Below are 20,956 nucleotides of genomic sequence, written 5' to 3'. Positions count from 1 at the left end.
GCGCCCGCCTTCCCGGACGGCAAGGTCACAGCTGACCTCGTGCCCTCGGAGATTGCCGCACCGCACTGTTCTTCACAGCTCCTGGCAGACGGACCAGACCTCTTGCAGGAGTGTCCGGTAGTCCTCCCCATAAGCGGCCACGGCCGCGTACACCGCGTCAAGGGCCGCCTGGAGCGGGTCGGATTCGGCCGCGCCGAGCAGCGCCGGCAGAGCCATGTGCGGCTGGGACATCCGCAGAACCGGGTCCGGCTCGCCGATGGTGACGCTCAGCGTGTACGGCACCCCGCCCTCGGGCTGCGCTGTCGGTGGTGCGGCACGGTCGGGGGGCTGCGCGAGGACGGCCGCGGGGCCGGTACCCCCCGGCAGAGATTGGGGCTTGGGCGTCGGCGTGAGCGTGTCACCGTGGGCCGGCGGCGGAAAGAGGGACCGTTCGGGCGGGACGGCCCGGCCGACGGTTCTGTCCGGGACTCGCGGGTCCGCTTCCAGGCATCGCCACGCCTGGGCCGGGTCGTCGAGGGGCGGCGGCAGCGGGCGCCCCTCGGCCAGGGCGGTCAGCCCTGCGGCGATCCAGTCGAGTCCGGCGAGTCCCGCCGCCTCACAGGCGCGGCACGCGGCCAGCAGTGCCGTCGCCCGCTGGGTTTCCGGCGTAGCGGCGTCGATAGCGTGGACGAGGGCCGGGTCGAAACCGAGCAGACCGCGCACGTTGCCTCCGACCCTCCGCAGGGCGTGGCTCGGCGGGCGTCCGCCCCACTGCCGTCGTTCGAGGGCAATCCGACGTTCTTCGTCGGCGTGTTCCTGCGCGAGGCGGTCCTGGCGTTCGGCCTCGGCGCGTTCGGCAGGCGTAGGGGGAGCCGGCTGCTGACGGGCGTAGCCGTGCCAGTAGGCGGCAGTCTTCGAGGTCTGCTTCAGGACCTCGTCCGGTGCGGGCGGAGCGGGCCAGAACTGCAACAGGTAGCGATCCAGCGGTGGCTCGGCGTCCAGGCGGGTGCCCTGCCGGTGTGCCGCGTCCATGCCCTGGGCACAGTAGCGCACCCGGTAATCCGTCTCCTGGAGATGGAGCTCCCAGGAGGCCTCACACGCCCACTGTACGAGGGCGCTGTCCGCCGAGACGGGCCGGAAGGACACCTCAACGACGTCCTCCCATGCCGGATCCAGCGGTGGCGCCTCGTCGTGCACCTCGACGGCGAAGGAGACGTTGCCCGTGTGCAGCCCGGTCGACAACCACAGCACGCCCGGTGTCGCGGCCCCGCACAGCCCGGCACTCTGACCCGCGAAGGACTCTTGAAGGTCCGGACCGTAGCTCTCCGGATCACTCATGACATAGATCTGGCCGTAGTCGACGTGGACTTCGCCCTCAACCGGCCTTCGCACTCCCATCCCCCTCGTCGCCGGGAACACGTGATACACGGCAAGGTACGGCACGGCACTGACACGGTGCCGTCCTGGCTGCCCCTGAGGGGCACGCCGATCAAGCTCGCCGGCGGCGGCGTACGAAGACGGCGGCGATCGCCGTAGCCACGGTGGTGTTGGCGACAGTCCAGAAGACGAGCTTGGCGTCCGGGCCGTTGACCGTCCGCAACTCTCCCTCCGCGCCGCGGCAGAACGAGTCCGGCGGGAAGTACTGCGAGACGGGAGAGCCGTGCCTCCCGCAGGGTGACATCTCGGGAAACAGGCCCGGCTGCGCCCGCTGCGAGAGGGCGGTTCCGATGAGCACGGTCAGCCACCCGGTCAGCAAGAACACGACCAGCAACCCGCGCGCAATCCTCGCCCGCCGTCCCAGCAGCCAGACCGCTGAGGTCGGCATGACGAAAACGACCAGGACAGTCATCAACAAGACGAGAGATCGCATGATCCTTTGACGATACCGACCGAAGATCCGCCGAGACAGGCCTCGACCGCAGTGCTGGAGCACCGGCGTGCAATGACCTCTCCGGTCCGCCCGTGCGCGATGACTTCCAGGGGCTCCCTGCGCTGCGTGCAGGTCACGACTTCGGCGTACCGATGAGTTCTGTGCGGTTCCGGAGTCGTGACTGCCGAATCCGCCGAGAGAGGTGGGCCTGTGCTGGGGACGATCCGGCGCGGGAGGAAGCGCATGGAGGCAGTGATGGGCGTCGACGACTCCGAGCAGGACGGCACGACCCGGGCGGGCGAGCGGCGGACGCGGGTGGGCCGTCCCGCGGTGCTGGTGGCGGGGGCGAGCATCGCGGGACCCGCGCTGGCGCACTGGCTGCATCGGCGGGGGGCCGAGGTGACCGTGGTGGAGCGGGCTCCCGAGTTGCGGCCCGGTGGGCAGGCGGTGGACGCACGAGGTGTCGCCAAGGAGGTCATCAGGCGCATGGGGCTGGACGCGGCGGTCCGCGCGGCGTGCACCGACACCGCCGGCGCGCACACCGTGGACGTGCACGGGCAGGTGCTGGAGACCTTCCGCGCGGACGACGAGGGTGGCGACGGGTTCATCGCGGACATCGAGATCCTCCGCGGGGATCTGTCACAACTGCTCCACGACGACACCCGCGACCGCGTCGAGTACCTCTTCGGCGACCGGATCGCCGGCCTCTCCCAGGACGCGGACGGGGTCGACGTGGTCTTCGCGGGCGGCGACCGGAGGCGCTTCGACCTGGTGGTCGGGGCCGACGGGCTGCACTCGCCGCTGCGGGCGATGGTCTTCGGCCCCCATGAGCGGTTCCTCCGCCACCTCGGCCACGTGCTCGCCTTCTACAGTGTGCCCAACGCGTTCGGCCTGGACCGCTGGCTGCTCGAGTATCAGGACCCGGAGTCCGGGCGCTCCGCCCTCCTGCGCCCCATCCAGGACGCCACCCGGGCGATGACCATGTTCTACTTCGCCGTGTCCGACTTCGACGTCGACCACCGTGACGTCGTGGCCCAGAAGCGCCTGCTGCGTGAGCGGATGGCGGGCCTGGGCTGGCTGGTCCCGGACATCCTCGCGCACCTGGACGACACCCCGGACTTCTATCTCGACCAGGTCGCTCAGGTGATGATGGACCGTTGGTCGAGCGGACGGGTGGGGCTGCTCGGGGACGCGGCGTTCAGCTCGTCGCCGATGTCGGGGCAGGGCACCGGGCTGGCACTGGTCGGCGCCTACGTGCTCGCCGGAGAGCTGGCCGCCGCCGGGTGGGATCCCGATGCCGGGTTCGCCCGCTACGAGTCGAGAATGCGCCCGTACGTCGAGGCCAACCAGGAGATCGGCCGGTTGAACGCCCGGAGTCGCGACCTCCCCGGGCCGGACGCGGAGCCGCTCCCCGATTTCGCCGGAGAATGGTTCGCCGAGCTGGTCGGGCGCGCGATCGACGGCATCGAACTCCCCGACTACGCGGGGGTGCCGGACTCCGCAGCCCCCGCCGGATCGCACATCACCTCGTCGGCCAAGCAGTAGTACGGGGTCTCGTACGGTCTCCTGTGGGCAGCCGCGAACAGCACCCCGGAGGTGCACGCATTCGTCGAGACCCTGCTCGAGACTGCTCGGAACCAGCGTGCCGACCCGCCGTCGCCGGCCTGAGTGCACTGAGCATCGCCAGGTACAGGCCGTCGTCACCCGGGCGGGGGCGGCGGCCTGTGACGGGCCGTGGGGGCGGCGGCCCGTGACGGGCTGCGGGGCCGGGGCGCAGACACGCCCGGGTCTCACCCGTCCGGCTGGAACATGCGGCTCTTCGGACCAGGAACGGCTGAGCGGGGACGCGGCGGGGAGCGGGGACGGCTACTTTTCACCGGGCTGGACACGCACTGCCCGGTCCAGGGCCGGAGGGGGCCGAGCGGCGCCGTCCTCGGTCACCTGCTGCGCCCAGTGAGGACATGATGGCGACTCATACCGAGCCGGTGGCTCCCGTCCCCGTGGCCGAGCGGCGCGGCGGGGGTCACGTCATGATCACCTGGCTGTCCACGACCGACCACAAGAAGATCGGGCACCTCTACCTGATCACGTCGTTCGCGTTCTTCCTCGTCGCCGGGGCGCTGGCCATGGTGATCCGGGCGGAGCTGGCCCGGCCCGGCCTGCAGATCGTGTCGGCGGAGCAGTACAACCAGTCGTTCACGATGCACGGCACCATCATGCTGCTGCTGTTCGCGACGCCGACGTTCGCCGGGTTCGCCAACGCCATCATGCCGCTTCAGATCGGCTCCCCGGACGTCGCGTTCCCCCGGCTGAACATGCTGTCCTACTGGCTGTTCGCCCTCGGTGGCCTGATCGTGCTGGCCGGCTTCCTCACCACTCAGGGGGCCGCCGACTTCGGCTGGACCGCCTACGCACCCCTCAGCGGCGGCGAGCGGACCCCCTACGACGGGGCCGACATGTGGGTCATGGGGCTGGCGCTCTCCGGGTTCGGCACGATCCTCGGCGCGGTCAACTTCATCACCACCATCATCTGCATGCGTGCTCCGGGCATGACCATGTTCCGGATGCCGATCTTCACCTGGAACGTGCTGCTCACCTCGGTGCTCGTCCTCCTCGCCTTTCCCGTGCTGGCGGCCGCCCTGCTGGTGCTCCAGGCCGACCGGCAGTTCGGCGCCCACGTCTTCGACGCGGAGAACGGCGGAGCGGTCCTGTGGCAGCACCTCTTCTGGTTCTTCGGCCACCCCGAGGTCTACATCCTCGCGCTGCCCTTCTTCGGGGTGATCAGCGAGATCATCCCCGTCTTCTCGCGGAAGCCGGTCTTCGGGTACCTGGGGCTGATCGGCGCCACCATCGCCATCACCGGCCTGTCGGTCACGGTCTGGGCGCACCACATGTTCGCCACCGGCGCGGTGCTGCTGCCGTTCTTCTCGTTCATGAGCTTTCTCATCGCCGTCCCCACCGGGGTGAAGTTCTTCAACTGGATCGGCACCATGTGGAAGGGGTCCCTGTCGTTCGAGCCACCGATGCTGTGGGCGGCCGGCTTCCTGGTCACGTTCCTCTTCGGTGGCCTGACCGGTGTCCTCCTGGCCTCGCCACCGCTCGACTTCCACGTCACCGACAGCTACTTCGTCGTGGCCCACTTCCACTACGTGCTCTTCGGCACGATCGTCTTCGCCATGTTCGGCGGCTTCAGCTTCTGGTGGCCCAAGATGACCGGCACCATGCTCGACCACCGACTGGAGAGGGTGCACTTCTGGACGCTGTTCGTGGGCTTCCACACGACGTTCCTCGTCCAGCACTGGCTCGGCGCCGAGGGCATGCCGCGCCGTTACGCCGACTACCTCGCCGCGGACGGCTTCACCGCTCTCAACACCGTCTCCTCCATCGGCGCCTTCCTCCTCGGACTGTCCACCCTGCCTTTCCTCTACAACGTCTGGAAGACCGCCCAGCGCGGGAAGCGCATCGAGGTCGACGACCCCTGGGGGTACGGTCGCTCGCTGGAGTGGGCGACGTCCTGCCCGCCGCCCCGGCACAACTTCGTCACCCTGCCGAAGGTCCGCTCCGAGTCGCCCGCCTTCGATCTGCACCACCCCGCGATGGCCGGTCTCGACCAGGCGGAGCAAACCGGGCAACGCGACGCCCTGGATCCGAGCGGTCACAAAGGCGACCGGAGATGACCGACCGGCCCCCTCGCGTCCCGTCCCCGGGTACCGCCTCGGCCGTCGCGCCACGAGGCCCGCTGCCGGCGACTGCGGCGCGATCTGCTCCGATGCCGTGCGGCGTGGGCGTCGGCGTGGCGGTGTGTGCGGCCGGGTGTGCGGCCGGGGTCAGCGGCGCGCTGTGCACGTGGGCGCGCTGAACGGACGGCTGAGCGGCGTGGCGCGTCGGCTATGCCGGCGTCGTACTGGTCCCGGTGGCCCGGGCGCTGTCCAGTGATATGCGGGCGGTGATGCGTTTGCCGCCCGGCTCCCGCTCCACCAACAGCTCCTCGGAGACCGCTTTGACGATCTCCAGGCCGTGCTGGCCGATCCTGCGGGGATCGGCGGAACGAGCGGCCGGCACCGCGGTGTGGGTGTCCGACACGACGACGTCCACGGCGCGGGAGCTGATGCGCAGCGCTATTCGGACCGGCCCCGGGGCGTACTTGCGGGCGTTGGTGACGAGTTCGCTGACCACCAGCTGGGTGAGGTCCCTCGTCCGTGCGGAGACCGGCAGCCGGTGCTCTCGGGCGGCCCGGTCGAGGAAGGTCACGGCGTGGTGGCGGGCGTCCCCGATACAGCCGTCGCCTTCCGCGTCCAGCACGTAGGCGCTGCGCATCACACAGTCGCTGCGCATCATGCCGTCGTCCGGCTGCGCGGTACAGCCGGCGTCCTCGACCAGGTTCTCCACTGGCGTCGTCCTCACATCCTCATGCGCGCGCCCGGACCGGCCCCTCCCCCGTACGCCGCCTGCGGTACGAGCAGGCCGTGCGTCCGGCCCGGGCGGTGGGCGAAGTCCTCGGCGCGCCGCTGACCCGGGGGGAAGCCTAGACGTAGTCGAGGGGACGCTGACACATCCGGGACGCGGACCGGTCCGCCGTCCAGGACGCGGACGGGTCCGTGCGGCCTTCCGCCTGCCACCCCAGATCGAGACGCCCTCGTCGTCGGGCCGCGTGACAGCCCGGCGTGACGTGCGAGGACCGAGCGGCCGATTCCCGGCCGGGGCATGGCCCGCCGCAGGCGTGAGAACTCCGAGCCGGCGCCTTCCGCGTCACGGGTGATGCCTCCCATGGCGCGCCCGTCAGCCGGCACCGAAATCGTGAGCGGGGGCCTCGCGCCATTCCACCCATTGCGGCTGGTCGAGGACGTCCTCCGGGTCGGTCATGCCGGCGCCTTCCAGGAGCACGACCAGGTCGTGGTCGCTGTAGGCGGTGCCGAGGACCTCGTCCCGTCCGTGATGGTGCACGCTGACTCTCCGGCCGCCTGCTACAGAGGGCCGGTGCACGACTATGGGGGCGCTGCTCACCTTTCCAGCGTGCCGCTGCGGGCTGCATGTCGCCAGCGGGAGGGGCACGACGGTGGCCGTCGCCGTACGGGACGCCGGGGCTCACCGCCCGCCGACGGCCGGCGTCGATGCCATGGCAGGGACCACCTCCGCGGTCGCGCAGGAGGCCCGCACGCGGAACGGGCGGCACGGCCGGGCCGCCCTCGCAGCGACAGCGGCGGCCGTCGGACCGGCTGCTCACGGAGACGGCGCCGCGGGCCGAGGACCCGCTGCCCTTCGCGCGCCACCGGCACCGAGCGCGTCAGCGGTTGACGTCCTCGTTGAAGTCGTCCGCGCAGGCGTCCCGCTCGCTCTGGCTGTCCGCGTGCTGGACGCAGTCGTCGAAGTCCTTGAACTCGTCCGAGTTCAGGATCGACGCACCGATGGCGATGATCACGATCGAGGCGACGAGCCCGAGTGCGCCGAGCACCGCTCCGATGACGGACATCTTTCCGCGTGGGGCCCGGCCGCCCCGGGCCCGGCGGGCGCCGATGATGCCGAAGATCAACGCCAGGAGTCCGAGGACCGCGCCGCCGATGACGGTCCAGAAGAAGAGGACGGCCAGGATGCCGAGTACGAGCGCGGCGACGGCCAGTCCGTTGCCGCGCCCAGCCGTGGAGTAGGACTGCGTCGAGTCGGCGGGTGTTCCGGGATGTTCGGGGAAGGCCACTTCTTCACGCTCATCTCTGTGTGCCCGGGGACGAGTTGCCGTGGTGTGCGCATGCCCCGACGAGCCCGGCGGATGCCTTCCGCGTCAGTGTTCCCGCCTCACGCCGAGCGGGCCGCGCCGCCGACCGGGCGCGCTTCCGACTGGAGGGCGGGCAGCGTCAGCTCCCACCAGTCGGTGACGCGACCGCTGACGGCGTGCGGGCCTTCCAGCGCGTCGGTGAGGGTGCAGAAGCCGAAGAAGGCACGCACCAGCGTCCGTGCGGTGCCGGCCGGCCGCACGTGGGCGGCCAGGTGCCCGGTGATCCGGGCCTGGGCCAGCAGACGGGTCACAGCGGTCGTCCAGAGGACGAACGGGTCGGGGAGGTGCACGTTGATGGTGTCGCGCTCCGCCCACAGACGGGCACCGGCCCGGGTCAGTGGGTCTTCGGAGAGCGCGCGGGCGACCTCGTGACTGAGCACGACGAGGCGTTCCAGCGGCGGCACGGCGTGGTCGACGTAGCGGGTGGCGAGGCCGGACCAGGTGGCGAAACCGCCTTCGACGACGGCCAGCGCGATGCCCTCCTTGCTGGTGTAGTGGAAGTAGACGGACCCGCTGGTGCGACCGGAGCGGGCGCTTATGTCATTGACGCTGGTCCCCGCGTATCCGTGCTCGGCGAAGAGGCAGGCGGCCGCCTCGAGGAGAGATCTGCGGGTTGCTCTGGCCCGTTCCTGCAAGGTTCCGCGCTTTCGGGTCGTCATGGAATGAATGACGGAAAATGTAGTGCGCCCGCGTACGCCTGGAGCAATCGAGCGTCAACCGTGCGCGGATGTTCCACATTCCTTTCGAAGATGCACGCGTGCGGGTGGCCTGTGACCCCGCTGGACGCGATTCCTGGTCGACCTTGCCGCACGGTCACCGCGTCCCGGCAGGAAATGCCTGGCGGGCGAGACGCCTCAAGTCGACTGTGCTGCACCGCTCATGACTGACCGTCAGGCCACTGGCAATTGCCTCCGCGCCATAGCGTATACACCACGAACGCCCGAAGAGCGAGCACTCGAAATGGTGATTGCGTCGCATTTCGGGCCGGAAATAACGTAGCCGTCGCAATGTTTTCCTTTTGCGTCTGATGCCCGTAATGCTCATCCCTGGCCGGAGCCCGGGAGGAAACGGCGGCGGTCCGTACCGCGCGTCACGCCACGCGGCATCACCACGAACGCGGTCCTGCCCCACGCGGCACCGCCCACCCCAGGAGGCACCGTGGCGCCGATCTCACGCACCCTGCGCAACTGGTCACCCGAGGCCGTCGTCTTCGACTGCGACGGCACCCTGATGGACACCGAACGGCATTGGCAGGACGCCCGCACCCGCGCCTTCCGCGAGTTCGGACTGCCCACTCCTCCGGGTTTCGCCGACCGGGCCAAGGGAGTGCACTACCTCGACTGCGGCCGCCTGATGGCGCAGGAGACGAACAAACCCGACCTGGCCGCCGATCTCTCCGCGTCCCTGCTCCGGCACTTCCTGTCGCTCGTCGCGGAGGACCCGCTGACCATGCCGGGCGCCTCGGAATTCGTACGGCTGTGCGCGCGCCGGCTGCCCCTGGCCGTCGCGAGCAACTGCCCGCTGGAGGTCGTGGACGAGAGCCTTCACCGCGCCGGGCTGCGACGGTATTTCCGGCATGTCGTCGTGCCCACGGTGCAGCCCGGAGACTCCGGCGGGCCGAGGCCGGTGACGGAGGAAGCACCGGAGCAGGCCGTACGGCCCAAACCGTGGCCCGACGTGTACAGCAGGGCCGCCCGCCTCTGCGGGGTTCCGCCGCAGGCCGCGCTCGCCGTCGAGGACTCCCTCACGGGTATCGAGTCGGCGGCCCGTGCGGGCCTGCGAGTGCTCGGGGTGGGACCACTGCCCGAGGGCGGCGACTGCGGTCGGTCCGACGCCTGGATCCCGCGGCTGGACTGCGAAGAGGCGCTGGCGTGGGTGAGGCAGCCGTCGTCGGTCCCCTCCGGATCCCGCACGGAGCCCCAGGAGAAGCACGGGTCCGCCTGAGGGCGGGGCGGACCCTCCCTGCGCTCCGCTCGGCATCCCGCGACGACCTCGTAGCCCGCACCGGTGTGCGTACAACCTTCGACGACGCGCGGTTGTCTACTCGGTGAACGCAACAAGGTCCGTGCCCTCACCGCACTGCACGACGGCGGAAGACGCACACGGCCGCACGTCCTTCACCTGCTGGAGGCTGCGGCGCGGACCGGTGCCGTGCGGCAGGCGCGCACCAGTCCCTCTCTTGGTGTCCGGCGCGCGGGGCGTCGCACACCCTCGCCCGTACCCGCCGCGGTCGGCATGGACCGCGGTCGGTCCCGGAGACCAGGGAGGTCTTCCTGTGCGTCTTCTTGTGCGTCTTCCTGTACGCCTTCCGGTACGTCACTTCGGACGAGTGGTCGTCGCGACGGTCGCGCTCATCGGTCTCGGCGGCGCGGTGGCCACAGCCCCCTCGGCGGCCGCGGCCCCGGCCCCCGTGCCCTTCCCGTCCATCGGGTGGCAGCAGCGCAACTGCGACTACGACGGCAACGGTCACGACGACGTGCTGACCGGTGCCCCCGGAGCCACGGTGGGCGGCTCCCCGGGTGCCGGCTACGTCTCCGTCCAGTACAGCTCGTCGGGTGGTCTGAGCACGACGAGAAAGAGCGTGCTCCACCAGAACGTCCCCGGCGTCCCCGGCGGCGCGGAGGCCCGTGACGGCTTCGGCGCGGCCGTCGCCTCCGGTGACCTGGACGACGACGGGTACGACGACGCCGTCGTCGGCATACCGGGCGAGGATCTCGGGGGTCTGTCCGACGCGGGCGGCGCCGTCGTGTTCTGGGGATCGCCCACCGGACTGCACGGGTCCGACAGCACCTGGCTGGAGGACGAAGCCCCGCGGGCCGGAGCGAGCTTCGGACGGGCGGTCGAGGCGGCCCGGTACTTCGCCCCCGATCCGGCGGATCCGGACGCCGACCCGCGTGATTCCCTCGCCGTCCTGGAGGACGACACCCTGCTCTTCTTCACCCTCACGCCCGGACTGTCGGCACGGCAGCCCACCCTGTCCGAGCACCGTGTGCGGGCGAGTGATCTGGCGCCGTCGGGCACCGGCTTCGAGTTCCGCAGCCTGTCTCACGGCAACTACAACGAGGACTCCTGGGCCGACCTGGCCGTCTCCGGCGTCACCACCGGAGAGCGGCCGGGTGTGGGCACGGTGCACGTCCTGCACGGCGCGCCGGACTCCGGTGCTCTCGGCGACGGGGGCACGTTCCCGGGTGGTCCGGCCGTCGTCTCGGGCGACTGGGACGGCACCGGTCAGGACGATCTCGTCATCGGCGACACCGGGGCCGGCGCACCGACGGGAGGTGGCATCACCCTGTACCTCGGCCGCGGGGACCTGTCCGGGCTGGAGCCCGAGCCGGCGCAGTACTGGACCCAGGACTCCCCCGGAGTGCCCGGGACCGCGGAAGCGGGCGACCAGTGGGGCGCGGAACTGTCGGCCGGGGACACCGACGGCGACGGCCACCCCGACCTCGCCGTCGGGGCGCCCGGCGAGGACATCGGCAGCGTGCCCGACGCGGGCGCGGTGTGGGTGCTGCGCGGCGACCGGACCGGCTTGAGCGGCACGGGCGTGAAGAGCTTCGACCAGCAGCTCGCCGCCATTCCCGGAACGGCGGAGAGGTCCGACCGCTGGGGCGCTCAGGTCCGGCTGATCGACGCCGACAAGGACGGTCTCCACGGACTTCTGGCGGCGGCACCGGGTGAGAACGGCGACGACGGCTTCATCTGGGTGCTGCCCGCGTCGCCGTCGGGTCTGGTCGCCGCCGGCACCTGGACCTACGACGGGGCACGCCTCGGAGCTCCGGCGGCCGACGCACGGTTCGGCGCGGCCGTCGACGAGTGACCCCGGCCCGTGGTCGGGCCGTGAAGAAATCAGGGCGGTCAGGTGTGTGTTCTGCCTGGTGGCGGGCACGAGGTGCGGCGGAGGTTGATAACTATGGTTCCCCTGCTTCTCGTTCTTCTGCTGGCTCTGATCCTGTTCGGTGCGGGCTTCGCCCTCAAGGCACTGTGGTGGATCGCTGTCATCGTGCTGGTGGTCTGGCTGCTGGGCTTCGTCGTCCGTTCCGCGGACAGCGGCGGCCGCAAGGGCCGCTGGTATCGCTGGTAGCCGACGCGGCACAGCCGCGCAGCGCCAGCCGGCCCGAGCCATCGGTGGGCCCCGGACACTGTCCGGGGCCCACCGGCATGTCCGACGCCGGAAGCCGGTTGTGCCGCAATGGGTGCGAATGCCACTTTCCCGGGCATCAGCTTTCACAGTTGGGGCCCGGTGGTGCAGCGGAACCCACCTCCCGCCACCGGGTCCCGACCCGCGCGGTGATCAGGAGCGGACGCCCCTCACGGCTCCTCAGCGTCTCGCGTTCGGCGGCTCGGCCCTCTTGCCCGGTCGCTTGTCACCGGCCTGTTCGGTCTTCTTGGCCTGACCGGGCGGTCGATGGCCCGGGGCCTTGCCCGCCGGGCCGCGTCCCGCCGACGAAGGCGGGACGCGCGTGCCGCGTGCCGCACCCCGCGCCACGGAGTCGTGCGCAGCCGTGCCGGCACCGGATGCACGGTCGGAGCCCTGGGACGGGGAGGGGGCCTGCCGGTCGGTTTCGTCGGAGGCATTGTGGCCGGAGGACGGCGGTGTCGCGGCAGCGGGCGTTGACGCCTCGGTCTCCCGCTTGGTGCGTGGAGCATGCACGTCTCCGGTGGGAGCGCCGCTGGCCTCGGTCGCGCTTCGGTCGTGCCCCTGGGGTGCGGAGTCGTCGGCGACGGTGAGGGCGGTGGCCAGGACGGTGACGAGCGTGACGCTCACACCCGCCACGAGCGTGCGCCGTCGCGCGGGCGCGGCACGGGGAGCGGTCCGGTCCCCGAAGGACGACGGTTTCGGATGCGTACGGTCGTCCGAGCGCGTCGCCGCGGGCGAGGGAACGAGGTTCCCGGTCGGCGCCGGCGGGTCGGCCGCGAGGCCGGCCGGGTCGGCCCACGCCGCCAGCGTGCGGGCGCAGTCACGGGCCGTCGGGCGGTCCCGCTCCTCCAGGGCGGTCATGTCCGCCAGCAGGTCGGCGAATTCCACCGGCAGCCCGGAGGGTATGACGGGCCGGCGGTGCAGTCGTGCGATCGCGGCTTCCAGAGGGCTTCCGTCGTATTCGAGCCTGCCCGTGAGGCACTCCAGGAGGGCCAGGCCGAGGGCGTACACGTCGGCGGGGCGGCCGACGGGCCGGCCGAGGACCTGCTCGGGGGAGAGGTAGGCGGCGGTGCCGACGAGTGTGCCGGTGACGGTGCGCGTGGTGGCGTCCAGCAGACGGGAGATGCCGAAGTCGGTGAGGTGGGGACGGTGTGAGGCGTCCAGGAGGACGTTGGACGGTTTGACGTCTCGGTGGACGACTCCGGCTTCGTGGGCGTGGGCCAGCGCGTCGGCGAGGCCGGCGCCGACCGCCGCCGTAGCCGCCGGCGTCAGCGGTCCCTGGGCGATGCGCTTCTTGAGCGTTCCGCCTTCGATCAGTTGCATGACCAGGAAGCCACGGCCGTTGTGCTGCCCGACGTCGTACGCGGTGACGAGTCCGGGGTGCTGCAACCGTGCCAGGATCACTGCCTCGCCGTGCGAGGCCTCCTCCGGGTCGAAGCCGGTGTCGGGCCGGAAGACCTTGACCGCCACCGGCCGCCTCAACCGCAGGTCGAGGCCCCGATGGACGTCCGCGGCACCGCCCGAACCGATGTGGCCGTCCAGACGGTAGCGGCCGCACAGTACTTCGGCGGAGCATCGGGAAGCGACGGCCCGGGCCGACTCACGAAGTCCCATTCCCTCTCCCATGGCATCGAGACGCGGGTCCGGGCGCTCGCCGGTGTGCCGCCGGCCAGCGGGTACCCAGAGGGCCGCCTCACGACACCCGTGCTTGTGCCGAGCAGTGCCGCGGGCCTCTGCGAAGTGACCGCCACGGCCGAGCCCGGCCGACGGCCCGGTGGCCGCCGACGCCTTCAGGCGCCCGGGAGGAACAGGCAGAACGGATGGCCGTGCGGGTCGCGCAACACCCGCACGTCCTCCTGCGGCTGGTGCTCCTGCACCGTCGCGCCGAGGGCGACGGCCCGCGCGGTCTCCCCCTCCAGGTCGGCGACCTGGAGGTCCAGATGTGCCTGCATCTGCTGGGTGCCCGGGCGCTGTGGCCAGGTCGGAGGCGTGTGATCCGGCTCCAGCTGGAAGCTCAGGCTGGGACGCTCCCGTCCCGGATCCTTCAGCCGCACCCATTCCGGCGACCGTTCGGCCTCCTCCCAACCGAGCAGCGCCCGGTAGAAGTCGGCGAGGGCAGGAGGGTCGGGAGTTCCGAGGACGAAGGCACCGAGCGTGGCAGTCATGTCCTCAGCCTTGCCCCGGCGGTCGGCCTCATGCATCCGCGTCGAACCCGCGGATCCGCCCTCCGGAGAAGAAGCCGAGCAGATCCTCTCCGCGCCGACCCCTTGTCACGTCTGTACGTCGTCCTGCGCGCTCGGCAGCGTGCTGGTCCCCTCCCACCACGGGTTCGTCCAGCCGCAGACCCCGCAGGAATACCGCCCGTTCACCCCGGCGATCTCCGTGCCGCACAATCCGCACTGCGTCATCGTGATCTGCTGACCGGCCAGGAAGGCGGCCGCTTTCGCAGCCATGTCCGGACACGGCTCCGCCTCGGGCGTCGACGCGGAAGACTTCGGGTTCTTCGTCACATTCCCGACCCTACGCGCGCCTGCGGCCCGGGCACGCGGGTTCGGGCCGGAAGGAGGACGGTACCCCCGCCCCGCAACTCGCCCGCTGTCCGGCCGAATCACGGATTGACAGCCGTGCCCAGTGGGCAGGCCAGTTGGCAGGCATCCCAGTGATGTCATGCGCACGACTCCTATCCCCCACAAGGAGATCGAACATGCATGTCCGGACACTCACGAGCGGCCTCGCCGCGGTCCTGCTGATGTCATGGCCCGCCCTGGGCGGCGGTCAGGCCCTGGCCGCGGAAACGCCGGGCGCCACCACCGCCTCCTCGGCCGCGGCGCGGATCCTCACCTACGACGCGAGCGGGTCCGCGGAGTTCAGGACCGCGGTCGACCGGGGCGCGGCGATCTGGAACGCGAGCGTGGACGGCGCGGAGCTGCGGCCTGCCACGGCCGGGCAACGGGCCAACATCCGGATCGTGGCCGACAACGGCTGGCCGCGCGCCCTGCCCACCTCCCTGGGCAACGGCACCGTGTGGATCGGCCGCCAAGCGGTGAACGAGGGCTATGACACGGTGCGCATCTCGTCCCACGAACTCGGCCACATCCTGGGCCTGCCGGACCGCAAGCCCGGGCCCTGCTCCAGCCTGATGTCGGGATCCAGCGCGGGCGTGCCGTGCACGAACCCGTACCCGAACGCAGCGGAGAAGGCGGAGGTCGAGGACAACTTCACCGGTGCGGTCGCGTCGCCGTCAGCGGTGACGGGATCGGTGCCCGTCCTGGTCGAGGACTGACCCGGCGCGGCTTCGGGGGCACCTCCGCGGTGCCGCACGTCCCCTCCCGCGCCCTGCGACCGCCGGCCCTTCCACCGGCATCCGCCCCTCCCCCGGGCCGGGGTCGGTCGCTCGGCACGGACGGCGGGCCCCGTCGGCACTCTTCGTGCTCGCGGGGCCCGCAGGTGCCGGGTGGGTCAGACCTGACCTCGCCAGGCCCCGGTCTCCTGGCCGCGCTTCTCGATGAACGTCTTGAACCGCCCCAGGTCCCCGGTGACCTGCTTGCGCACGAGGCCGAGCTTGTCCCCCACCGTCTCCGCGAGACCGTCCGGGTCGAACTCCATCTGCAGCATGACCTTGGTGCGCGCCTCGTCCAGCCGGTGGAACGTCACCACCCCGGCCTGACGGGCCTCGCCCTCAACGGTCGTCCAGGCCACCCGCTCGTCCGGGACCTGCTCCGTGATCCGTGCGTCGAACTCGCGCTTCACCCCGCCCACACTCGTCACCCAGTGCGTCAGCGTGTCGCTGCGCTGCTCGATCCGCTCCACGCCGCCCATGAACTCGGGGAAGGTCTCGAACTGCGTCCACTGGTTGTACGCCGTGTGCACCGGCACGTCGACCTCGACCGACTCCTCGACCTGAGACACGCAGAAGCCCCTTTCCTGACCGTGCGCCCGCGCTGGTGATCACCGCGAGCACGAGATGAACTCTCTTGCACTCCGCGGGTGTCCCGCACTCCGGCCCTCACACCCACAACCTCGTCCGCGGCCTTCCAACGTGACGGGACACACTGCCTCGGGTTCCCCCGGGCCCGGTGCGGCCCGCTGACCCGGCCTCCCCCAGGTCACCCCGCGCCGGGCCGCACAATGAGCCGCACAATGAGCGGATGACGTTCACCGAGGATGCGGCCACCGCACACGCCTGGGCGGCCCTGGGGGGCCGGCGCCGACTGGTCCGGAGGGTGTCCTTCGAGGGACCGGGCGCCGTCCTGCCGTCGCGTCTGCCGGTGAGGGAACTGGCGCGGGCCGCCGTGGCGGTTGCCTCACTGGCTGCGGCGGAACTGCTGTCGCTGCGCAACCGCGTGCCGGTGCCCGCGGTGCGGGTGGACGAAGGCGCGGTGGCCACCGCGTTCGTCAGTGAGCGCCACCTGCGCGTCGACGGCAGGGCCCCGGCGCCCTTCGCCCCGCTGTCCGGTTTCTGGCAGGCAGCCGACGGATGGGTGCGTACGCACGCCAACTACCCCCACCACCGTGCCCGGTTGCTCGGCGCTCTCGGGCTCGCGGACACGGGACAGGACCGCGCCCTGGTGGACACGCTCGCGAGGGAACTGGCATCGCGTCCGGCCCTGGAGATCCAGGAGACCGTCTACGCGGCCGGCGGCCTGGCCGTCGCCGTGGCGTCCGCGCCCGCCGGCCACCCGCCCGCCGGCCCCGTGCCGGCCGCCCGTCGCCCACCCGGCGCGGCGGGGGCCGCTCTGGTCGAGACGCGGAACGCGCCTGAGGGCGATCCCCGGCTGCTGGTGCCGGCTTCCCTGCCGGCCCGAGGGGTCCGTGTCCTGGACCTGACCCGTGTCATCGCCGGTCCCGTCGCGACCCGCACCCTGGCGCTGCTGGGCGCCGACGTGCTGCGCGTGGACGCGCCCCAGCTCGTCGAGGACGCATACGCCCATGCCGACACCGGCTTGGGCAAACGCTCCACCTTGCTGGACCTCGCCGACCCTGGCGACCGGCGCTCCTTCGAGGACCTTCTCAGCCAGGCGGACGTCGTGGTGACCGGATACCGCCCGGGTGCCCTGGACCGGCACGGACTCGCGCCCGACGCGCTCCTGGCCCGGCGTCCCGACCTGATCGTCGCTCAACTGTGCGCCTGGGGCTGGTCCGGCCCCTGGGCCGGGCGGCGCGGCTTCGACAGCCTCGTCCAGGCCGGTGCCGGTATCGCCGCGATCGAGGCCGGCGCCGACGGCCGCCCCGGCGTCCTGCCCGCCCAGGCGCTGGACCACGGGACCGGCTATCTGCTCGCCGCGGCCGTCCTGCGTGCGCTCAGCGACCGCCACGCCACCGGTGGCGGCCGACACCTTCGCCTCTCCCTGGCGGGCACGGCCTCCTGGCTGCTCGACATCCACCCCGCCTCCGACCCGGGTGGAGCCGACCTCCACGACCCCGGAGCCTGGCTCACCGAGACCGCGTCCCCCTACGGTCCGCTGCGGCACGCGCTGCCCCCCGTGCACTACGAAGGCGCACCCTCGAACTGGAACCGTGGACCCACCCGGTGGGGCACCGACCTGCCGAACTGGGCCTGAACGGCGCCGAGGTGCCCACCGAGCCGTCGCGGTCGCGGTCGCGGTCGCGGGATCATCCCGGCCCGCGACGCCACCGCGCCGGGTCGATCCGCCCCTGGTAGAGGGGCAGTTCGATGGGATGCTGGTCGTCGCAGAAGGGATCCCAGACACGGGTGAGCCCCGCGGTGCCGTACCGGCGGACCCGCCGGGTCTCGGTGAGGTCGAGGACGTCCGTGACGACGATCCACGGTTCGGGGCCCGCCTCGGCGCGTACCCGGCCTTCGGGATCGACCACGACGCTGCGGCCGATCCCGTCCGGGGGTGCCGCGTTCACGCTGGCCATGAAGACCTGGTTGACGATCGCGTTCGCACGGGCGAGGACGAGTTCCTGAGCACGATCGACGGTCGGTGTGCGTACGAGGTTCAGGACGAGGTCGGCGCCCTGCCACGCCAGATGCCGGGTGGTCTCCGGAAACCACGCGTCGTAGCAGATCGACAGGCCCACCCGCCCGTGATCCCCCAGGTCGAAGACGACGAAGCGGTCACCGGCCGCCGTGGTCTCGTAGGGGCGCCACGGGAAGACCTTGCGGTACTCGGCGATTCGCCTCCCCTCGGGCGAGTACACCGGGGCCGTGTTGTAGACGCGTCCGTCCTCGCCGCGTTCGTAGACGCTGCCGGGGACGAGCCACACGCCCAGCTCGCGGGCGAGGGCGGCCAGCGCGGCGCCCCTGGGACCGTCGAGTTCCTGCGCCGCGGTGTTCATGACCTGCTCGGGGTCCTCGTCCGGCCGGTGCCCGCACACGTGCAGTTCCGGGAAGACGAACAGCCGGACGGCGGGGTGGGCGCGGGCGAGGCCGCGCACCTGGCGGGCGAATCCTTCGAGGTGGTCGTCACCGTGGTGGAACGCGGCCGTCTGCACCAGGCCGAGCGACAGGGGGGTGGGCATGGAGGGGGGCACCTTCCGCGTCGGGTGGCGTGGAGGAGGGGACGGGCAGCAGCCAATCATCCGACCGCATACAGGACAAGGCCGCCGGATCCTGTGGGAAGCACAGGAGAATCCTGCGGCAGGCCGGGGCCGCACACCCCGGGGCGGGCCGCCGGACCCCGTTAGGGTTCCGGCATGCCTTCGACCTGCACCTCGCCCCGTCCGGCCGCCTGCTCCGTGCCAGGGCGGCCGGCATGACCCTCAACCAGCTCAGGGCATTCGTCGTGGCCGAACGACTCGGGTCGTTCACCGCCGCGGCGGCAGCCATGGACATCGCCCAGGCCTCCGCCTCCGAACTGGTCCGCCGCCTGGAGGCGGAACTGGACGCGGAGCTGTTCGTCCGGGGAAGCCGCACGCTCACCCTCACGACCGCCGGGCAGGAGCTGCTGCCGTACGCGCAGGAGGCGCTGGCCGCGGCGGACGGCGGGATCCGCGCCGTGCACTCGCTGGGTTCGCTGGGCGGTGGCACGGCGACCTTCGGAGTCCTGCGCAACGCCGACTACTACCTGCTGGCGGACCTCGTCCAGATGTTCCACGCCCGCTACCCCAAGGTCCGGGTGCGGCTCGTGGGCCAGAACTCGGCGGAGACCGCCGCCGCCGTGGCGGCCGGCCGCATAGAGGCGGGGCTCGTCGTCCTGCCGATCGACGACGAGGGGCTGTCGGTCACACCGCTGCTGCGCGACGAGGTGTTCTACGTCAGCGCCGCCCCGGAGCGCACGCGCGTGCCGGTCACCATCGAGGCGTTCTCGCAGGCGCCACTCGTGCTGTACGACGCGCACTACGGCTGGCAGGACCCGACGCGACGGCAACTCGCGGAGCGGGCCCAGCTGGCGGGTGTCCGGATCGATCCGCTCATCGAGCTGGAGCACGTCGAGGCGGCGGTGAAGCTGGCGGCGGTCGGGGTCGGGGACACGATCGCCAGCAGCGCCGTCATCGGCAGCCCGTCGTTTCCGCCCGGCCTGCACACAGTGTCCTTCGCCGAACCGTTGTACGACACGATCGCGCTCGTTCGGCGCCGGGGCCGGCCGTTGTCACGTGCCACCCGGGAGCTCGCCCGGCTGGCCGAGGACACCCTGCGGGAGGTGCGCCAGAGCCGGGGCGAGTGAGGGGCCGACCGACCCACAGGGTTTCCCTGTGGCAAGCCCAGGAAAGGCCCCTCTGGTCCTGTGGCTCCGTCTCGCCTAGCGTCCTGGTCATGCAGATCACGCACGAAGAAGCACAGGCCCTCCCTCCTCTCCAGTGGCTGAAGAAGCCCGCGGTCGACGGCCCGCCCGCCCAGCGTGACCCGAAGGTCGTCGAGCGTGTCTCGCAGATGCTGCGGGAGATCGAGCGCAGGGGCCTGGACGCGGTCCGCGCCTACGCCGAGGAACTGGACGGCTGGTCCGGCGACCTGGAGATCGGCGAGACCGAGTTGAAGAAGTCCGGGGACGCACTGCCTCCGGACGTCCGTACCGCACTGGAGATGGGGTACGAGCGCACGCACCGGTTCGCCGCCGCGCAGCGCGAGCACCTGACCGACTTCGAGATCGAACTGGCCCCTGGAGTGAACTGCGGCCAGCGGTACGTCCCCGTCTCCCGGGTCGGCGCGTACCTGCCCGCGGGCAGGTTCCCGTTGCTGGCCAGCGCCTTCATGACCGTCAACGTCGCGAAGACGGCCGGTGTGCCGATGGTCGTGGCGTGCACACCGCCGTCCGGCGAGCACGGCGCCCACCCCGCCGTTCTGTACGGCGCCCACCTGTCCCGGGCGGACCGGGTCTTCGCCGTCGGCGGTGTCCAGGCGCTCGGCGCCATGGCCTTCGGCCTGCTCGGCGAGGCGCCGGTCGACATGCTGGTCGGCGCGGGCAACGCCTTCGTCACTGAGGCCAAGCGGCAGCTGTTCGGACGCGTCGGCATCGACCTGCTGGCGGGACCGTCGGAAGTCGCGGTGATCGCCGACGACAGTGCCGACCCCGCGTGGGTGGCGGCCGACCTGCTGGGGCAGGCCGAGCACGGCCCCAACTCGCCCGCCGCGCTCATCACCACGTCCGAGGCGCTGGGCCGTGCCGTGGCCGCAGAGGTCGAGAGCCAGCTGGAGAAGCTGGTGACGCGGGACATCGCGGGACCGGCCTGGCGGGACTTCGGCTCCGTGATCGTCGTACGGGACCGTGACGACGCGATCGCCGTCGCCGACGTCCTCGGCCCCGAGCACCTGGAGGTCCACACCGAGGACGACGACTACTACCTGCGGAACCTCACCAACTACGGTTCGCTGTTCATCGGCCCCTGGTCCACCGTGGCGTACTCCGACAAGGGCATCGCCGGCACCAATCACGTGCTGCCGACGGGCAAGACCGCCCGCTACAACGCGGGCCTGTCGGTCTCCCGCTTCCTCAAGCCGCTCACGTACCAGAGGGCGGCCGAGAACGGCACGGCCGCGCTGGCACCCGCCGTCGAGCGCATCTCCGCGTTCGAGGGACTCGCCGCCCACGGGGCGACGGCCACGCTCCGCATCGACCGGGTCGGCCGTACGTCCGCTGCCTTCGACTCCGTTCCCGCGCCGCTGCGCGAGCAGCTGTGACCGGTCGCCGGTAGAGCACCGGCCGAGCGGGCGGCACCGCAGGACGCCCCTGCACGTCCACGCGACAGGGACCGACGTTCTGACGCGGTCCGCGTGACGGCTCGCCGCCCTCCGGCC

General features: G+C 71.7%; 20 protein-coding genes. 9 read left to right on the top strand and 11 right to left on the bottom strand.

Annotated elements, in window-relative coordinates:
* Positions 1-72: 72 nt before the first annotated feature.
* Positions 73-1,317 (bottom strand): hypothetical protein, encoded by a 1,245-nt coding sequence (locus EV562_RS28640; protein WP_166662026.1) that lies wholly within the window; start codon positions 1,315-1,317, stop codon positions 73-75.
* A gap of 151 nt (positions 1,318-1,468) precedes the next feature.
* Complete coding sequence (locus EV562_RS28635) at positions 1,469-1,828, bottom strand: hypothetical protein (RefSeq protein WP_347877079.1); 360 nt, start codon at positions 1,826-1,828, stop codon at positions 1,469-1,471.
* Between the two features lie 264 nt (positions 1,829-2,092).
* Here EV562_RS28635 and EV562_RS28630 point away from each other — a divergent pair, with 264 nt between their 5' ends.
* Both EV562_RS28630 and ctaD read left to right on the top strand, forming a co-directional pair.
* A complete protein-coding gene (locus EV562_RS28630) occupies positions 2,093-3,394 on the top strand; it encodes an FAD-dependent monooxygenase (protein WP_243860216.1) in 1,302 nt (433 codons plus the stop codon).
* Between the two features lie 419 nt (positions 3,395-3,813).
* A complete protein-coding gene (gene ctaD / locus EV562_RS28625; RefSeq protein ID WP_133889836.1) occupies positions 3,814-5,526 on the top strand; it encodes a cytochrome c oxidase subunit I in 1,713 nt (570 codons plus the stop codon).
* Between the two features lie 211 nt (positions 5,527-5,737).
* Here ctaD and EV562_RS28620 read toward each other — a convergent pair whose 3' ends face one another.
* The 4 genes from EV562_RS28620 to EV562_RS28605 form a co-directional block, all read right to left on the bottom strand.
* Entirely contained in the window at positions 5,738-6,166 is a 429-nt protein-coding gene (locus EV562_RS28620; RefSeq protein WP_133889835.1) for an ATP-binding protein, read from the bottom strand.
* 462 nt (positions 6,167-6,628) lie between these two features.
* A complete protein-coding gene (locus tag EV562_RS28615) occupies positions 6,629-6,853 on the bottom strand; it encodes a hypothetical protein (protein WP_133889753.1) in 225 nt (74 codons plus the stop codon).
* Positions 6,854-7,133: 280 nt separating this feature from the next.
* Complete coding sequence (locus EV562_RS28610) at positions 7,134-7,541, bottom strand: DUF4190 domain-containing protein (protein ID WP_133889752.1); 408 nt, start codon at positions 7,539-7,541, stop codon at positions 7,134-7,136.
* A 98-nt stretch (positions 7,542-7,639) separates the two neighbouring features.
* Positions 7,640-8,278, bottom strand: coding sequence for a ScbR family autoregulator-binding transcription factor (locus EV562_RS28605; RefSeq protein WP_208298443.1), 639 nt, complete (start codon positions 8,276-8,278; stop codon positions 7,640-7,642).
* Between the two features lie 499 nt (positions 8,279-8,777).
* Between EV562_RS28605 and EV562_RS28600 the strand changes: the two genes are divergently transcribed.
* From EV562_RS28600 to EV562_RS28590, 3 genes are all read left to right on the top strand, one after another.
* A complete protein-coding gene (locus EV562_RS28600) occupies positions 8,778-9,563 on the top strand; it encodes an HAD family phosphatase (protein WP_133889751.1) in 786 nt (261 codons plus the stop codon).
* 385 nt (positions 9,564-9,948) lie between these two features.
* A complete protein-coding gene (locus tag EV562_RS28595; protein WP_133889750.1) occupies positions 9,949-11,436 on the top strand; it encodes an FG-GAP repeat protein in 1,488 nt (495 codons plus the stop codon).
* A 93-nt stretch (positions 11,437-11,529) separates the two neighbouring features.
* Positions 11,530-11,700 (top strand): hypothetical protein, encoded by a 171-nt coding sequence (locus EV562_RS28590; RefSeq protein WP_059247750.1) that lies wholly within the window; start codon positions 11,530-11,532, stop codon positions 11,698-11,700.
* 237 nt (positions 11,701-11,937) lie between these two features.
* Here EV562_RS28590 and EV562_RS28585 read toward each other — a convergent pair whose 3' ends face one another.
* From EV562_RS28585 to EV562_RS28575, 3 genes are all read right to left on the bottom strand, one after another.
* The gene (locus EV562_RS28585; protein ID WP_133889749.1) at positions 11,938-13,371 is read right to left on the bottom strand and encodes a serine/threonine-protein kinase; all 1,434 of its coding nucleotides are present in this window, start codon (positions 13,369-13,371) and stop codon (positions 11,938-11,940) included.
* 176 nt (positions 13,372-13,547) lie between these two features.
* Positions 13,548-13,922, bottom strand: a complete 375-nt coding sequence (locus EV562_RS28580; protein ID WP_133889748.1) for a VOC family protein — start codon at positions 13,920-13,922, stop codon at positions 13,548-13,550.
* 105 nt (positions 13,923-14,027) lie between these two features.
* Positions 14,028-14,210, bottom strand: a complete 183-nt coding sequence (locus EV562_RS28575) for a hypothetical protein (RefSeq protein WP_133889747.1) — start codon at positions 14,208-14,210, stop codon at positions 14,028-14,030.
* A gap of 251 nt (positions 14,211-14,461) precedes the next feature.
* Here EV562_RS28575 and EV562_RS28570 point away from each other — a divergent pair, with 251 nt between their 5' ends.
* Entirely contained in the window at positions 14,462-15,040 is a 579-nt protein-coding gene (locus EV562_RS28570) for a snapalysin family zinc-dependent metalloprotease (RefSeq protein WP_133889746.1), read from the top strand.
* 176 nt (positions 15,041-15,216) lie between these two features.
* On the opposite strand, the gene EV562_RS28565 is transcribed toward EV562_RS28570, so the two are convergent.
* Complete coding sequence (locus EV562_RS28565; protein ID WP_133889745.1) at positions 15,217-15,666, bottom strand: SRPBCC family protein; 450 nt, start codon at positions 15,664-15,666, stop codon at positions 15,217-15,219.
* A 239-nt stretch (positions 15,667-15,905) separates the two neighbouring features.
* Between EV562_RS28565 and EV562_RS28560 the strand changes: the two genes are divergently transcribed.
* Positions 15,906-17,318: a CoA transferase gene (locus EV562_RS28560; RefSeq protein WP_133889744.1), complete on the top strand. Its 1,413-nt coding sequence runs from the start codon at positions 15,906-15,908 to the stop codon at positions 17,316-17,318.
* Positions 17,319-17,370: 52 nt separating this feature from the next.
* Here the strand turns inward: EV562_RS28560 and EV562_RS28555 are convergent, their stop codons facing one another.
* Positions 17,371-18,243, bottom strand: a complete 873-nt coding sequence (locus tag EV562_RS28555) for a carbon-nitrogen hydrolase family protein (RefSeq protein ID WP_133889743.1) — start codon at positions 18,241-18,243, stop codon at positions 17,371-17,373.
* Positions 18,244-18,476: 233 nt separating this feature from the next.
* Here EV562_RS28555 and EV562_RS28550 point away from each other — a divergent pair, with 233 nt between their 5' ends.
* Both EV562_RS28550 and hisD read left to right on the top strand, forming a co-directional pair.
* The gene (locus EV562_RS28550; protein WP_133889742.1) at positions 18,477-19,388 is read left to right on the top strand and encodes a LysR substrate-binding domain-containing protein; all 912 of its coding nucleotides are present in this window, start codon (positions 18,477-18,479) and stop codon (positions 19,386-19,388) included.
* An 89-nt stretch (positions 19,389-19,477) separates the two neighbouring features.
* Positions 19,478-20,839, top strand: coding sequence for a histidinol dehydrogenase (hisD, locus tag EV562_RS28545; protein ID WP_133889741.1), 1,362 nt, complete (start codon positions 19,478-19,480; stop codon positions 20,837-20,839).
* The last annotated feature ends 117 nt before the right edge of the window (positions 20,840-20,956 follow it).

Source organism: Streptomyces sp. BK208 (assembly GCF_004364245.1).
GTDB lineage: Bacteria > Actinomycetota > Actinomycetes > Streptomycetales > Streptomycetaceae > Streptomyces.
Note: the sequence above shows the minus strand (reverse complement) of the source record. Positions and strands in the feature narration are given on the sequence as shown.